At 41.8% G+C, this 15,566-nt stretch carries 12 protein-coding genes; 3 read left to right on the plus strand and 9 right to left on the minus strand.

Annotation, left to right across the window (positions count from 1 at the left end; translation table 11 throughout):
- Positions 1-98 precede the first annotated feature (98 nt).
- Positions 99-941 (plus strand): S-formylglutathione hydrolase, encoded by an 843-nt coding sequence (gene fghA, locus AC27KT_RS14945; protein ID WP_487131247.1) that lies wholly within the window; start codon positions 99-101, stop codon positions 939-941.
- A gap of 71 nt (positions 942-1,012) precedes the next feature.
- Here fghA and AC27KT_RS14950 read toward each other — a convergent pair whose 3' ends face one another.
- From AC27KT_RS14950 to AC27KT_RS14990, 9 genes are all read right to left on the minus strand, one after another.
- Positions 1,013-3,133: a putative bifunctional diguanylate cyclase/phosphodiesterase gene (locus AC27KT_RS14950; protein ID WP_487131249.1), complete on the minus strand. Its 2,121-nt coding sequence runs from the start codon at positions 3,131-3,133 to the stop codon at positions 1,013-1,015.
- Positions 3,134-3,142: 9 nt separating this feature from the next.
- A complete protein-coding gene (locus tag AC27KT_RS14955; protein ID WP_487131251.1) occupies positions 3,143-3,628 on the minus strand; it encodes a Rab family GTPase in 486 nt (161 codons plus the stop codon).
- 15 nt (positions 3,629-3,643) lie between these two features.
- Positions 3,644-5,407 carry an OmpA family protein gene (locus tag AC27KT_RS14960; RefSeq protein ID WP_487131253.1) on the minus strand — a complete coding sequence of 588 codons (1,764 nt, stop codon included), beginning with the start codon at positions 5,405-5,407 and terminating at the stop codon, positions 3,644-3,646.
- Positions 5,408-5,410: 3 nt separating this feature from the next.
- Positions 5,411-5,962, minus strand: coding sequence for a hypothetical protein (locus AC27KT_RS14965; RefSeq protein ID WP_487131255.1), 552 nt, complete (start codon positions 5,960-5,962; stop codon positions 5,411-5,413).
- A 278-nt stretch (positions 5,963-6,240) separates the two neighbouring features.
- On the minus strand, positions 6,241-7,077 hold the full coding sequence (locus tag AC27KT_RS14970; RefSeq protein WP_487131257.1) for a glycosyltransferase family 2 protein: 837 nt from the start codon (positions 7,075-7,077) through the stop codon (positions 6,241-6,243).
- Entirely contained in the window at positions 7,074-8,117 is a 1,044-nt protein-coding gene (locus tag AC27KT_RS14975) for a glycosyltransferase (protein ID WP_487131259.1), read from the minus strand. The genes AC27KT_RS14970 and AC27KT_RS14975 overlap by 4 nt, the downstream gene beginning before the upstream one ends.
- Positions 8,098-9,138 (minus strand): glycosyltransferase, encoded by a 1,041-nt coding sequence (locus AC27KT_RS14980; protein ID WP_487131261.1) that lies wholly within the window; start codon positions 9,136-9,138, stop codon positions 8,098-8,100. Before AC27KT_RS14980 ends, AC27KT_RS14975 begins: the two co-directional genes overlap by 20 nt.
- Positions 9,135-10,160, minus strand: coding sequence for a glycosyltransferase (locus AC27KT_RS14985; RefSeq protein ID WP_487131263.1), 1,026 nt, complete (start codon positions 10,158-10,160; stop codon positions 9,135-9,137). Before AC27KT_RS14985 ends, AC27KT_RS14980 begins: the two co-directional genes overlap by 4 nt.
- Positions 10,157-10,723 (minus strand): glycosyltransferase, encoded by a 567-nt coding sequence (locus tag AC27KT_RS14990; protein ID WP_487131265.1) that lies wholly within the window; start codon positions 10,721-10,723, stop codon positions 10,157-10,159. Before AC27KT_RS14990 ends, AC27KT_RS14985 begins: the two co-directional genes overlap by 4 nt.
- Before the next feature lie 469 nt (positions 10,724-11,192).
- Between AC27KT_RS14990 and AC27KT_RS14995 the strand changes: the two genes are divergently transcribed.
- The gene (locus tag AC27KT_RS14995; protein ID WP_487131267.1) at positions 11,193-12,767 is read left to right on the plus strand and encodes an FAD/NAD(P)-binding protein; all 1,575 of its coding nucleotides are present in this window, start codon (positions 11,193-11,195) and stop codon (positions 12,765-12,767) included.
- Positions 12,768-12,848: 81 nt separating this feature from the next.
- Positions 12,849-13,094 (plus strand): hypothetical protein, encoded by a 246-nt coding sequence (locus AC27KT_RS15000; protein ID WP_487131269.1) that lies wholly within the window; start codon positions 12,849-12,851, stop codon positions 13,092-13,094.
- Positions 13,095-15,566: the final 2,472 nt, after the last annotated feature.

Consider the following 15,566-nt stretch of genomic DNA (forward strand, 5'->3'; position numbering starts at 1 on the left):
AATTAGGCGCTTAGTGTAAACGAACTTGATCTAAAATCCGATAGAGCCTTTACTGATTCCACAATAAAGGTGCAAATTTATGAATTTAAGGAGCTGAAATGGAGCTTATTGGCGAAAATAAAGCATTTGGGGGACAGCATTTGCGCTATACCCACAAAGCGGAATCCACTCAATGCGATATGACTTTCGCAATTTTTCTGCCCCCATTTGCCTCTAAAGAAAAGCCGGTGCCGGTATTATATTGGCTATCAGGGCTCACCTGTACCGACCAAAACTTTATGCAGAAAGCGGGGGCAATGAAGCTTGCAGCAGAATTGGGTATGGCCATTGTTGCACCGGATACTTCTCCTCGTGGTGATGGTGTACCAGACGATGAAGAAGGGTCTTACGATTTCGGTTTAGGAGCTGGCTTTTATGTAGACGCAACTCAAGCTCCGTGGGACATACACTACAATATGTACAGCTACATTGTTGATGAACTGCCAGCGCTTATCGAAAGCGAATTCCCCGTAACTAAAGAGCGTGCGATTAGCGGACATTCAATGGGCGGGCATGGCGCGCTCGTCATTGGTATGCGAAACCCCAATAAATTTGTATCGGTATCGGCATTTAGCCCTATATCGAATCCGTCAGATTGTCCTTGGGGTGAGAAAGCATTAGGGCGTTACTTGGGTGAAGATAAGACAACGTGGAAAGATTACGACGCATCTCTGCTATTAGCGAGCAAAACCCATAGCGTGCCTTTGTTGGTTGAGCAGGGAACAAAGGATGAATTCTTGCACGAACAGCTTAAGCCTCAGTCTCTGGTTCATGCTGCGCAGCAATCAGATACGCAGCTTACGCTCAATATGCACGAAGGTTATGACCACAGTTATTTCTTTATTGCATCATTTATTGAAGAACATTTAGAGTTTCACGCTGGGCATATGGGCTTAATTTAAGCCAAGAAGGTGAATCACACAGCCGGAAGACATACCGGCTGTGTGTATCGTTTTAATCAAAAGGCCCAAAGTTACTTAAACTTATGCGCTTGTGAGATGAATTCATCAATTGCAACGGGTCGCTGATATAAATACCCTTGCCCGTATGTGCAATGATGGCTCTGTAAAAATTGCTGCTGCTGTTGCGTCTCAATGCCTTCGGCAATGATCTTTATATTCAAATTGCTAGCTAGCCCAAGAATAGCTTGCACAATTGCCTGGTCGTCGGTGTTATTTTCAAGTTCACTTACAAAAGAGCGGTCGATCTTAAGTTCATCAATTGGCAACTTTTTTAGATAAACAAGTGAACTAAAACCCGTGCCGAAATCGTCAATCGACACGGTTATACCCATAGCTCTTAGCTCATTGAGCAAGACAGATACAGTGTCTAAGCTATCAACAAATACACTTTCTGTTAATTCTATAGACAGGTTTGAACCGAGAAGCTGGTGATCCTCTAGCGCATTTTTGATCTGTGTAAGAAGCGCCAAATCAGATACCTGACGGCCTGATATATTGATAGCTAACCTGATATCTAAATTGGATGCTTTCAGCGCCTCAATAACGCTACATGCTTCGTTAATAAGCCATTCACCGAAGGGGAATATCAGCTCACTTTTTTCCGCTAGTGGGATAAATACCTCCGGAGAAATAAACTTTCCTTCAGATGTTATCCATCTTGCTAAAGCTTCACATTTTACTAATTTCCCAGAAGATAGGTCGACAATGGGCTGCAAGAATAATTTTAGCTCATTATTTTCAATGGCACACCGAAGCTCTGATTCAAGTTCGTTAATTGCATGATGCTGTTTATGTAGTTCGTCACTATATGCAAGCGCGATATTTCTGCCCTGATATTTAGCCGCTTGAAGTGCTATATCGGCACATTGCAGCAGCGTTTCGATAGAAGAGCAATGTTTAGGAAAACTCGCTTCGCCAATATTTACGCCCAGATTTGGCTCACTACCGTTAAGTACGGTGTAGGTTTGTGTTACTTTGTTCAGCAACTGATGCACAAAGTCAGCGCTAGTTAGATCTTTAAAGGTGTCTAGTCGTTTTACAATCGCGAACTCGTTACTGCCGATCCTCGCAATAAACCCGCTGTTATCAATGAAGGCCTGTAGGCGTAACGCAAATGATTTTAAGATCTCGTCTCCAGATTGATAGCTAAGGACTTCGTTTATTTTCTTAAAGCCGCAAATATCAATAATAAACAAGGTAAAGGGAGTGCCTTCTTGTACCAGTCGCCTTACCGTATCGGTAAACAAATTCCGGTTAGCAACTTTTGTTAACGAGTCCATGCCGCTAGCAGTAAGTAGACTTTTTTCTTTGTCGTGTATGTGCGTGATGTAGGTAAATAAGTAAACCCAGTGAGTAAGCTCGTCATCATGAAGTACCGGGTGAATGGTCACCTGGAGCCACACTTTATAATCATCTACTGGTTGCCAGTATACCTCGCCCTGCCACGGCGCTTTTCGTTGAATTAACGCAGGCAGGAAAGTCGATGGAGCATCAATATCTTTTATTAGTTCACCGATACGAATAGAGCTTGGGGTAGTGCTATTGCAAAGCAGCAGTCTGTGAGAAGCTTTGTTGTCGAGAATTAACGCGCCCTCGCTATCTAAAATAACAACGCCAGTTTCTATATTATGAATCGCTTGCTGGATGGGCGGCACTAACTTTTGCAGGCGGGTATTCTTGCGCAGCACACTGTTCAATCTATGCCTAATATATTCGTGCTGCCCTACAATTTCATGGTGGCTTAGCAGTAATTCTCTAGCAGCTTGCAGCGTTTGTTGCTTTTCGTCGAACTGCTCTTCAACGTTCTTCACGACAAGATAGCGAGAGCCTGATGCGCTATTTATCACCAAGGCTTCAAGACGCAAAACTTCATTTTCGGTTTGCTCGGTCCAAAAGCCCGAAGAGAGCGTAAACGAGGCGTCGCCTTTCCATACCTCATCAACGTCAAGAAAGAAGTCGTCTAAAAAAATAGAGGGTATGTGCTTTCTTTGCAGTTTGTTGTTGTCGTCAAGCGAAACCACGTCCGCTAACCAAGGAAGTTCCGGTGTTAAACACGTGATGTCATCTTCGGAGTTATATTTAAACAACGCACAGTTAGTTATGCCCAACGCATTTAACAAATGGATATCCATGCCATTCTCCTACCAAAACGCTATTGTACTGAACAACTTTTCTACGTTTTCACCGGTTTTCGCACTTGTTTTGGTAAGTGAAGCAAACCTTTGTGCGTAGTCATTTAACTCTTCATTACTCCAATGCCAGCTTGTTGGAAGATCGGTTTTATTCACAACAAAAAATGCGGGAATGTCGGGATAATGCTCTTTGGCAAGATCTAGAATTTCGATACCCTCAAGTAGGGATTGAGAGCGGGTTTGGTCAACCACTATTATATAGGCACTAGCCCCACGAAGGTAGCGGGGATTAAAGCCACAGTATCTATCGATGCCTTCTAAATCCCATAGCAGTAGCTGAACGCCTCGGCCTTCTTTATTGACTTGTTTTTTGTCAATTTTAACGCCTATGGTCGTTTTGTACTTTTCAGAGAAAATACCTTCAACGAATTGCTTTACCAGGCTTGTTTTGCCAACACCAGTGGGCCCTAAAATACAAACTTTTTTCTGTATCACCGCATAGCTTCCTTACTATTGCTCACTGGATATTAAAACATTCAACATTACTGAACGCCCCATTGATGCTTTCTGCAATGGCAGCTCTCCTAAGCTAACGGGTATAAGGATATCACTTTCTACGCCAAGTGAAATTAATGAATTCACAACATTCTCTGCTCGTTTTTGGCTCAAGGCGCGATTGCGTGCGCTTGAACCTGAATTATCACTAGCACCCATAATAACGACACTCACAACAGTATTTGTTTTATCTGCGAGCGTTAATAATTGTTTTATGTCGTTTGCCAGCGCTTCTAGTTTTGCTAACTGTACTTCAGAAAGCGCTTCTTGGTTAGTAGCAAAAAGTACATTTTGTGAAGAAACCTTATTCACTAGCCGACTTAAAGCTGCTTTTTGAAGTACAGTATCATCTACTTCATAGGCCGCTTTTACATCAAGTGTATTTGTATCAACGGTAATCGCTGAAATACCTGGTATCGCGCTTATTTGCTGAGTAAGGTTAACTGCGGTAGGAGTAAACACTGTGCCTGAGATAACAAAGCGGCGATTATCACCTTTTTCAACGGAAATGCTTTCTGATTCACTAAGTGGATAGTCGTCAATTAGCCTCTCAAGTTTGCGCTCGACTACACTCGGTTTTAAAGAAACAAATGGCTCCTCAATAATGGTGACTTTGTCCGCATCAATGGCATTTTCATTTAGCCATTCTTCTATGTTGATGGCTACGGGGTCGCGCAGCACTTTGGCGTACACGTTGCCGTTAGAAATATAGGTGTCTGTTACTATGATACCTGGGGGAGGAGTAAGCTCGTGCAAATCACTTTGTAAAATACTAAGTGACAATCGCATAAACGACAATACTGCTAGTGCGGCAAAGATAACTACTATCACCGCCGCGCCTACTATGCGTTTTGATTTTTTGCCTTCACCTTCTTTTCTTTCACTGATCAAGCAATCAGAAAGAATAGTCTCACAACCATCAAACGGAGCGTTGTCACCATCGTAATGAATTAACGGCTGCTGATAAAATTGGTGAAACTCCTCTAGGGCTTGTTGCAGTTTCCCACGTACCTCGGGCGGGATGCTCCCAGTAACTGCTGCAACAAGCAGGGCTTGCGGTCCAATTTTAATCAATAACGTAAAGTCTTCGGTTTTTATCTCGCCCAACTCGTTCTCAGACTCGGTAGCGGTAACACCAAAAGCGTCGGCAACAAAGTCATTAATGGCTACCAGCATTGATGAAATCAGGTCAGCATCTTTTTCTTTTTCTGGATCAGATGAAATACTATGCAGTAGGGTGCCGGTTTCACGATGTATGACAAGAAGTTGTTGAACTTGATACTGATAAATTTGCGACGCAACGTATTCAGAGTATCTGACCCCAGATTGCCATGCCTTGAAACGCCACGATATACTTTTGGGGCTGAAGCTATTTTCAATGAGCGCATTAGTGCGCTCGACAAACTCTACAAGAAATGAAGACACCGCTTTTCTAACCAGCGTCCCCACCAATGGGTAAAGTGTGCCGACAATCTTTTCGCTATTGGCTTCGATAGACCGGTGCAGCGACTTTTCAACAAGGGGAACTAGCACCTTGTTAACCGAACCATCTTTTGTTTCTCGATCAAACAGCGCTTCGGAGACAACGTTAGTCACGATGCCTTTGGCATCGCGCTGCAGCTTCTCTTGGACGAACTTGTCATCCCGCCCAATAAGCAGCTCTCTGACTTTTTCAAGAGAGTTGTCCGGCAATTCAGACGGCGGCACCTTGTCACTCATTAATTAATGATCGGTCGCGAGGTTGGTTGCCATGGTTGAAAGTAAGTTTGCCAGTGTTTTCCTGTCGGTTTTACTCTCTGAAAGTTCGCTGGTAACCTGCTGTAGCTTTTCTAACAACTCTTGATGACGTTTGCTAAACAAGTTGTCCAGTGACTCCAACTCTTTCACAACGTGTGCTTCTAAAGCGTCGTTGTCGTTCTTAGCAGCAGTTTCGGCTATTTCCAATTCACTTTGTAGCTTATCTGTAGTGTGCTGTAACTGCTCTTGCACATTACTATGGTTGTCATTGGCACTGGCTAACTGGTTTGAAAGTTCGGTGATCTGCTGGTCGATAAGCTTACGTATATCATTGAACTGGTCATCAAGGTGTGCGTTAAGTTTTGTAAAACTGTCGTTCACCCGTGATTCTAGGGCAGAAAGATCTGCTCGAAAAGCACGGTTTGTCTGACCGAATAATATTTCTCTAAGTTGTGCAAGCTCTTCAGCGGGGTGAGGTGTACTGTCTGTTTGAGAAACGTCTTGCGCTTGCTGATCCTTCGGCTTCTTGTCCGCCATAAAATGTCTCCGGAAGGTGCAGTGCTTTGCGTTTAACACGCTAATGCGCTGCAATCACATTTTTGTATGTGCTAATAATTATGGTTATTACTTTATACAATAGCGGCTAATCGTTAACTTTGAAATACGCAAAAAGCATAATAATGGTAAATACCTATTTTAAAAAAGCACATTTTTCAGAGGGTTGTTAATAATGCAATAGTGCAAGGATACTTCAAGCACTATTGAGTTACGCTGATAGGCAGACATTCGAATCTGGTGAAAATTAAAGGCGTTAACTAGTAAGGTTTTGTAGACAGTGCTAACTCAATATCTAATGGGTGCGGCAACCGCAAAACTTTAAAATTATGCTCACTTTCATCAAAAGTCACATAACTTCTTTTGCAAAACTCTTGTAGCCATGAATACATCGGAAAGTATCCATGTTTGTGATAGAAGAGGTTAGCGTTCTCTACGATTGCTTCCAAATAATTGAGTGGGGGTGAATATTTGAAGTGGTATTGATGTAAGACTTCATCATCTATGAGCATAAAATCGAAGTGCTGTTTATTAAATCGCTCGGCAAAGTCGGTATCTTCACCACCATAACCTGTAAACTTTTCATCAAAGCCTCCAATGACGTAGAAATCATCTTTGCGCAATGCAAAAACAAGTGACCAAAATTTCTTGTGAGGGAGTGGTGTGTTTGCGTCAAGATGAGCTCGCTTTGGGTGAGAAAGAGCATCTTGTTCAATTTGCTTATACAAGCCAGACAAAGGAATGTAGGGGAGGTATCTTGCATATGCAGAGGTAATCGTTTTGCCCTTCAGTCCGTCGAGCAATCCCTCAAGAAGAGTAGGGCTGCATATGCAGTCAACATCCAGAAATATGACGCGTTCTTGGGTCGTATTTTCAAACCCCAAATTTCGAGCCTTGGCTAAGGGGAGTTCACCTTTTTCCAGATAAAGCTGTTTAATATTCAGGTCTTTATCTTTAACGCGTGTGTTGCGTGTTTTCTCTTCCATCCAAACTATTACGACTTCACTCGGGATTATTGTGCTCTGTTTAATACTTTCGAGCATGTTTTCGAGTTGTTTTTTTCTACCCTTTACTAGCGTAACCACAGAAAAACTCATAAAAAATGCTCCCTTATTAAATTTTCAAAACTTTGTTCCCACTGAGATGAAGAGCCTGTATCAAACATATTGTTAATAATGTCAGTCTTTATATCGTTCGAGGCTTTTAGCGCCTTAATGATATTTTCTTCGTTAGCCAGTTCAGCTTTTGGCAAGTGAACAGCTGCATTAATTTCAGATAATTTTATCGCTTTAGCGGTTTGTTCTTCATAGGGACGTGGCTCTGGAATAACAATAAGCTTCTTACCGGCCGCAAGTAGCTCACATAGTGTATTGTTTCCTCCGCTGCAAAAAATTATGTCGGTGTTCGCAGAGTGCGTTATGTCACTCACCTGTTCGAAGTACGTAATCTTGTCTAAATGATGTAGGTGGCAGCGCACACTACCAATAGCTGTTATAGGCAGTTCTATTGGCAGTAAAGCCTCGCATATTGCATTGATAACGTCATGGTCGCTGTGAACAATACTTATGCCGTTGTCATGATGCGCAGAGTTGTTTTTACGATCGGTTAGACTCCCTAAAAAGCGTGTTTTTTTGAAAAAAGCATAATTATCAGCCTCTAGCTGGCTCGGGTAGGGAGCGTATAAAGCATTCGCACACTGGTATGCAAAAACTTGGGTGGGATCGATAGATATATCTCCCGAGTGTCGCTGCATTAAAACGGGTATACCTGCACCGCGAGCGTAAATAGTCAGTTCGGCCGAAACATCGCTTATAAAACCATCATAAGCCTCTTTTTGCAGATGATTTACAAAGAAACTGGCGCGTAGAGTAGATTGCGCAGATAAAGGAACACCTTCAAACGCTCTATCAAAAGTACGCTTTTTACCCGCATCGGACGAAGACCATTTCGTCGGCAAGGTAACAATTTTCCTTTCTGGTAACGCACACTTCACTGCCGGTAAAAAGTCATCTTGCGCAATAATTAATGTCACGTGAGCAAACTTTTCAATAATAGGGATCAGCAGCTGCGCTCGTGATAAATGACCTTTGCCATGATGGTGTATGTAAAAAAGGACTTTAAGTTTTGGCTTGTTCATAAATGCGCTCGTATGCCTTAACAGTATTGGAGATATCAAATTTTCGGGCTGCTTTTTGGCACTGACTTGGCGATATACTGGCTGCTTCCCGATAGGCACTTAGTAGTGATTCTACGTCCTCAAAATCTATGGTTTGGGTCAAAGGAGGCACACGAAGCTCACTGGGTATCGCTTGGGTTGTTCCAATAACTGGCGTACCCATCGCTAGTGACTCCAGTGTTACTAAGCCAAAGGGTTCCTTCCAAAGCGAAGTAATAAAGAGGGCACGAGCTTCAGAGATCCTTTCATAGAGTACTTGCTGTGATAGATGCCCTCCGTATTTTATATTGGCATCCAATAATGGTGCGATATCGTTGTTGAAGTGCGTTTCATCGCTAATTGGACCGTAAAGTATCAACGAAATATTAAGCTGCTTCGCCGAGCGAATGGCGGCTACGGGATTCTTCTCTTTACACAGCCTGCCTACCCATACTAAATCACTCTTTTTATTTGACGCTGCAGGAGGCAGTCGTGAGAGGTCAATACCATTTTGTACAACTTCTAGCGGCGTAGCTATAGCTGAACGCCATTCATTAGCTAAGCGTTGTGATACCGCGACATAAATGTCGTCACTTCGCATACTATTTAATTTATGCGTAAGCGCTAGTCGGTCGGAAAGGGGGCTGTGAAGCGTTACAACGTTGCGTCTTTGATGAAAGTAAGCAAATTCAAACATGGCGTGATAGTAGCTATGGAAATGAATGACGTCGTAATCATCAGCATTAAAAAGCCCAAATTGAGCAGCCTGATATAGCTTCTGGCCTTCTGTTTCGCTAGTAATGGCATCAGTCATACGAAAAGCCGACTCTTGAAGCTGAAGCGTATTAAACCTGTTGTCTTCGTCGGCATCTTTACATAGAACATCTACCTGATGTCCCTCATTAGCCATACCGTTTGCCAGGCTTACGACAAATGATTCTGTCCCTCCTTTAAAGGGCTCTCTTAGCGATACTATGGGGCTTGTAACCATTAAAATTTTCATGAGACCTGCCCCAATTTATCTAAATAAGCGGAACACATGGTATCGAGTGGAAACCGTTGGGCGCGATGGACGACATCTTGACTGTGTTTATCTAAAGAAGCACCGATAGCTTCGGCAAGGCTTTCAACATTGTTACCTAGCGCTAAAACACCACCTTCTTTAGATACGACTTCGGGAAATGCCCCTCGGTTAAAAGCGGCTACGGGCGTACCCGTTGCCATGGCCTCTACAGTAGAAAGGCCAAAGGGTTCGTCCCAGCGTACGCCAAAAATCGCCGCCCGTGATTTTTTTAACTGGCTTTGTAACTCCATATGATTCAAATGACCTAGGTAGTTCACTCCTTTGCCTAAGAATGGCGATATCTTTTCCTCGAAATACTTTTGATCATAGATAGGGCCGGCAATATTAAGTTCTATGTCTACAAGGTTGGCTGCCTTAATCGCGAGGTCGAAACCTTTAGAAGGAACAATTCTGCCAAAACTAAATAGCTGGTCCTTTGTTTGTTTCTTACCTTCCCATTGTGATAGCTCAATGCCATTGTAAATGACGTCTATCGTGTCGTTGATGTAGGGTTGCCACGCTTCTGCAACGCTATAGGAAACGGCATTGTAATGAACAAAAGGAGATAGAGAAGAGAGTTCGGCTGATGCTTTGAGCCGGCTATAAGGTGGCGTATGCAAGGTAGTAAGCATCGGGATATCGTATTTGCATGCCCAAACAGTTGGAATGGGGCTGATAGCATTGTTGTGAACAGCGTCAAACCCTTTAAGCAGTATATCGTTCATAACCTTAAGCAAGAAATCATTCTCTATTAGTTCGGGATATTGCTTGTGTGCTTTGGTATCGAACGGAAATGTTACAAGTTCAGCAGTGCCTTGTATTTGAGAGCCCGGGTGCGCATAAACGGTGACATCTGCATGCGAACAATAATGCGGAATTAAAGATGCAATAAATGCTTCAAGTCCCCCTGGAAAAGGCGACTTAATAGGAAAGCGGGGATGTGCAATTATGGCTATTTTCATGCGGTCATTTCTCTGCCATGACCAATTTTATGGAGTATGACTTCGGCAAACGTTGCGGGGCTTTGTTTATTGAATGCCCGTTCTAAAAGTTTCCAGTCAGCGCCGGTAGTGTTCTCAAAAGGTAATAAACCTTTAAGAAAGTGATGATCAAATACGCAAGTTTCTATCGGGCGTTGATGATCCTGTTTAATCTGAAGCTGGCCATCAAACTTATGGGGCGTAACTGCAAAACCGCGCCAAGAGGCCTTAGCAACCTTTGCTGTGACTGACTCGTTAAAGACATCGTCATCAGTTCTAAATACCACTCTTCCGCTAGATACCGTCTTAAGTGCTAGGTTATAAGCAGTAAACCTCGAGTTCTCGCGATTTTCTAAATAAGTAACTTTTGAGGTAATACGCTCTATAGCATTTTTATATATGTCCTTATCTTTATATTCTTGGGGCGAGTTATCTACAAGAATAATATTTGCAGTAGGCATAGATAAAAGCAGCCTTTCAATATTCTGTAAGGCAGATTCGATCATTTCGTAAGTGACAAAAATAGCACTTAATTGATGTTCCATATCAACCTACTTATGAAGCTGTTCTTTTAAATGGCGTAGTTTCAACTCTAATTTTAATCGTTCTGAAATTTTCCAGTAAGGCAGCTTTTTTAATAACTTTTCAGACTTTGTTAATTCAGAATTAATTTTCGATGAACTTAAAAATACCATGTGAATATCCTTCTCATGTAAGGTAGTAAATACGTTCAGTGCTTTAACTACATCGTGGAGACAAAAGCTGAAACAGATAACTTTAGTTAAGACAAATAAAGCAAAGTGAGCTAAAGCAATAGGTGTGCCCACTATATAAGTGCGCACAAAGCCCTTGAATAAAGCATAATGACTACGGGTACGGCAGCGTGAAGAAACGTATAGATTGAAAATGTTGCAGCGGGCGAGGAATAATTACAGATGTTATAGATACTAAATTTTAATGATCTACTTTACTCCGGATTAAATAAAAATAATAAAGGGGTAAAGGATGATCGTTATGGGTAATAAACTTCACCAAAATTATGTACGAAAAAATATAGCTGTAATTGGTGCAGGGCCAACAACGCTTTATTTTCTTTGCGAGTTATTGGAAAAAAATGTTTTTCCTCAATCTATAGTTATTTTTGAAAAGTATGGTGAGCCCGGTAAAGGGACACCATTTAGAAATGAAAACGCTAGCCCCAATTTACTTTCCAACTTAAAAGAAAATGAAATTCCAAAGCCTAACGTCTCTTTTTCCGCTTGGCTCCATGAAATATATAGCGAAGACAAGATTCCAACGACCCTAAAGACTTTTCTCTCGCGCACTGACTATTCTAACGGTTCAGCAAACAAGGTTATTCCAAGAGGAGTATTAGGAGAGTATCTAAGTTTTTGCTTTAATCGAGTGATTCAGAGCCTAAAAGAAACAGGATTGGACGTTACTGTAAAACTTCACACTGAAGTTAAATCCATTGTTTTAGAAAACCATCATTTTACCGTTGATACGAACAAAGAACGGTGTTCGGGTTTTGATCGTGTTGTAGTCAACATGGGCGGCGATCTATGTGCCAAAGACAAACTTAATGATGCATTTTGGGCTTATCCCCCAAAGCAATATACACATGAAGATGCACGCGAATTTACCATTGACGGGATGTCCTTAACGGCAATTGACGCGGCGTTATCTATTGCGAGAACTAAAGGGCAGTTCTACGACAGCGCGAGCGGGGTTGAATACCGAAGTGAACACGATTTCCAAATAGTAATGCGTTCACGTTCGGGAGTGTTTCCGAAAGTTTGGTATAACAGTGATGCTGTTACTGACTACAAAAAAATATTAAGTGCAGACTGTGCAATCGATGTTAGTAACGTGGAAAGTTTCTTTCGCCACAAGTTATTACCTCTTTTTAAGCAGAGTATGCCGAAAATCTATTATCAGATAAAAAACATGTCTTTCGCTGAAAGCCTTACTTTTCTCAATCAGCGTAATGGACAAAGCCATCCTATCTTAAAGCTCAAAGCAGAATTGCTTTCTTTAGCGCATGAAAGTCGTCAATCGGACTGGCCCGCTGTTATTGCTGCGGGTATAGATTACATTCAGCAATCGCCCCTGTTGCTTAAGGATTTTCTTACTCAGCATCAAGATATAAAGTCGCAACTCTCGGCGAGTTTCGCTTCAATTCCACTAGAGAGCGCGAATCGGATCATCGCATTGTATGACAGCAAAGTGCTCACTTTTAAACGGGCTGAAGATGCAAAGTTAGAGGAGGATGGTAATGCAAACGGCATAAAAATTAACGCTAAAGGTATAATCGAATGTGAGGACAAACTAGCGAAACTTAAGGGCTTGTTGACCTTTAGCGGAAATAACTACGAAAAAGAGGCGTATATAAACGATGATGGGTGGACGGTCGCTCAAAATCACGAATTACTGATAAATGGCAAGTCTACCCAACTGTATGTGGGCTCTGCTTTCGTGACACCTTGGTATATTAATATTCCTGGTTTAGGAACATGCGCAGATTTTGGAAAGCAGATCGCTCACCATTGTGTCCAAACTGATGTATACGAAGAAGCCGTAGGTGAATAATGTTACTCTTTTCTTATGAGTGTATCGGTAGTAGTCTGCCTCTTTCTCATTCACCTTGTCGAGATTGCCTGGTATAGCTTGATGACGTATTTCGCCTATGACGTATGGGGTGTAAACGGATTTAAAGGTGATGTAAGTTTATCCATAGATGATTACGTTCATATTGCGGCCAGTAGTTTTACGACTTTAGGAAGTTTGACCCATACACCGCACAGTGAGCTGGCAATATTTATTGATTCAATCTCCCTTGTTGGTTTTATGATGCTGACGTGGTCAGCAACCTATTACTACAATATTTTTTCTAACTCTGAGCTTCGAGATAAATAAATCAGGTCAAAACCATGTTTGTAATCTTGCCTGCTTTTGTTTTTGCACATAGCTAGGTAGAATGCGCATCGCCTAATTTTATGGCGCATTTTTGACCACGTTTTACAGATATGAAAAGGTAACACAGTGCTAATCACCCCCTTTAACCGAAGATTCTCTGTCGCTCCAATGCTGGATTTACATATAGAAGATTGGAGACCTTGGTAGGTATGGCTTTAAAGGTATCTCATAAATTCTCGGGTCCTATTTGGGGTCCCAAATTTTCAACATCAAGTTCGTTCTTGATCAGATTAAGCGGTCTGTCCTCAAATTACTACTAATTACTATCACTGAACACTTTTTAGATGTCTGACTTTGATTCAATTAATCGTTGTTAAGATTATATTTTCTGCGATTCTAAGATTTGTTGTTTGTCCGGATTGTTTTGCTGCTTATTTATGTTGTAATGAATCATTAAAAAACTGATAACCTGAAACTATTTAGGTCTGTCATTCTAAATGGAACTTGACGACTTTTTTGACAATGCTAGGCCTTCTGTTATTACTAAATTTCCTGACTAATACTTTTTGAGTCTATGCTAAAAAGCACTCGTTATTAGATGCTCTGCAATGAAAGTGTTTGCAAAATCTATTCTGAATTCTCTAGTTAGTCTTGAGCTGTCTGTCGATGATTCTACGCGGGGACTTGTTATTGGTGATAGCAAAGTTTAACTCTATGAACGCTCAGAGTTCTGCTTCATCTATTTAGTCTCAGAATATAGAACTGATCTATAAAGAGGAGAAGTGCTAATGATAACTATATCTGTTCTTATGGTAAGTGTTTTTATTTTAGCAATCGCATTTTATATTTTGAGTAAGTATACAGAATAGTTAGGAAGCTAAAATGAATTAGCCGAGACTATTCATTAGTATAAATAGTGTCTAGTCCCCATCATTAGAAGCACTAATTAGGAGAGTCTGTTCGTCACGTACCTTTGTCATGAACTCATTGGGCGACAGATTGTTCAGAGCTTGGTGAGGTCGACCCTTGTTTTAGCCCGTTTTCTAAGCATTACTTTTTACTTTAGCCTCCTGTGACAAATATCAGTGAGAACCTGAGTAACATCTTCGGCCCCCGACCTCTTACTGTAATAGGCTGCTAAGCATTCGCGACTATAAGTATCTACTTCTGTTAGATTATTGGTGTCGATTCACCACTCGCTAAATTAAGCTTTCTTTCATAGTTCATCGAACACTTCAATAGGCTGCCTATAGCCAAAGTACTTTCTTGGCCTGGCCTTTCCGCCCGAAAATGATTAAAACTCAGGTGCTGAGATTTTGGTTAATGGTCCATTGGTGCACGTAAATTCATTTCGAAGTCCGGCTCAACTCAGGTGCTGAGTTGGAAGGAATTGGTGCTTTCATTCATGGTTTTCATTCCTTAAGACGTGCTAACTCAGGTGCTGAGTTGGAAAGAATTGGTGCTTTTATTCACGGTTTTCATTCCTAAGTCACCTTAACTCAGGTGCTGAGTTGGAAGGAATTGGTGCTTTCATTCATGGTTTTCATTCCTAAGGACGCGCTAACTCAGGTGCTGAGATTTTTATACTGTTGGGTTGAAAGCATAGGTTCAAGCCAAATCTCAGGTGCTGAGATTCTGGTTAATGGTCCATTTACGCACGTAAATCTATTGCGAAGTCCGCCTTAACTCAGGTGCTGAGTTGGAAAGAATTGGTGCTTTTATTCACGGTTATCATTCCTAAGGCCGGGCTAACTCAGGTGCTGAGTTAAATGCGCAAAGTTATTCACTGTTCGTTGACGAACATTTAATCCTAAGACACCTTAACTCAGGTGCTGAGATTTTGGTTAATGGGCAGTTGTGCACACTCATCTACTGGGGACTCGAGCTCAACTCAGGTGCTGAGATTCTAGTTAATGATCCATTGGTGCACATAAGTTCATTTCGAAGTCCGGCTCAACTCAGGTGCTGAGATTTTTATATTGTTGGGTTGAAAGCATAGATTCAAGCCAAATCTCAGGTGCTGAGATTTTGGTTAATGGGCAGTTGTGTACGCTCATCTACTGGGAACTCGAGCTTAACTCAGGTGCTGAGTTGCAAAAACTTGGCGCATTTATTCACGGTTATCATTCCTAAGGCTGGGCTAACTCAGGTGCTGAGTTAAATGCGCAAAGTTATTCACTGTTCGTTGACGAACATTTAATCCTAAGGCACCTTAACTCAGGTGCTGAGATTTTGGTTAATGGGCAGTTGTGCACACTCATCTACTGGGAACTCGAGCTTAACTCAGGTGCTGAGTTGGAATAAATTAGTGCTTTTATTCACGGTTATTATTCCTAAGGCCGGGCTAACTCAGGTGCTGAGTTGGAAGGAATTGGTGCTGCCATTCATGGTTATCATTTCTAAGGCTGGGCTAACTCAGGTGCTGAGTTGGAAAGAATTGGTGCTTTTATTCACGGTTATTATTCCTAAGCC

Source organism: Alteromonas sp. 5NW40-0090 (genome assembly GCF_057552975.1).

Coding starts and splice junctions, on each gene's coding strand:
- AC27KT_RS14995 (WP_487131267.1), top strand. CDS start 11,193: ATGGGTAATAAACTTCACCAAAATTATGTACGAAAAAATATAGCTGTA.
- AC27KT_RS14950 (WP_487131249.1), bottom strand. CDS start 3,133: ATGGATATCCATTTGTTAAATGCGTTGGGCATAACTAACTGTGCGTTG.
- AC27KT_RS14975 (WP_487131259.1), bottom strand. CDS start 8,117: ATGAACAAGCCAAAACTTAAAGTCCTTTTTTACATACACCATCATGGC.
- AC27KT_RS14980 (WP_487131261.1), bottom strand. CDS start 9,138: ATGAAAATTTTAATGGTTACAAGCCCCATAGTATCGCTAAGAGAGCCC.
- fghA (WP_487131247.1), top strand. CDS start 99: ATGGAGCTTATTGGCGAAAATAAAGCATTTGGGGGACAGCATTTGCGC.
- AC27KT_RS14960 (WP_487131253.1), bottom strand. CDS start 5,407: ATGAGTGACAAGGTGCCGCCGTCTGAATTGCCGGACAACTCTCTTGAA.
- AC27KT_RS15000 (WP_487131269.1), top strand. CDS start 12,849: ATGACGTATTTCGCCTATGACGTATGGGGTGTAAACGGATTTAAAGGT.
- AC27KT_RS14965 (WP_487131255.1), bottom strand. CDS start 5,962: ATGGCGGACAAGAAGCCGAAGGATCAGCAAGCGCAAGACGTTTCTCAA.
- AC27KT_RS14990 (WP_487131265.1), bottom strand. CDS start 10,723: ATGGAACATCAATTAAGTGCTATTTTTGTCACTTACGAAATGATCGAA.
- AC27KT_RS14985 (WP_487131263.1), bottom strand. CDS start 10,160: ATGAAAATAGCCATAATTGCACATCCCCGCTTTCCTATTAAGTCGCCT.
- AC27KT_RS14970 (WP_487131257.1), bottom strand. CDS start 7,077: ATGAGTTTTTCTGTGGTTACGCTAGTAAAGGGTAGAAAAAAACAACTC.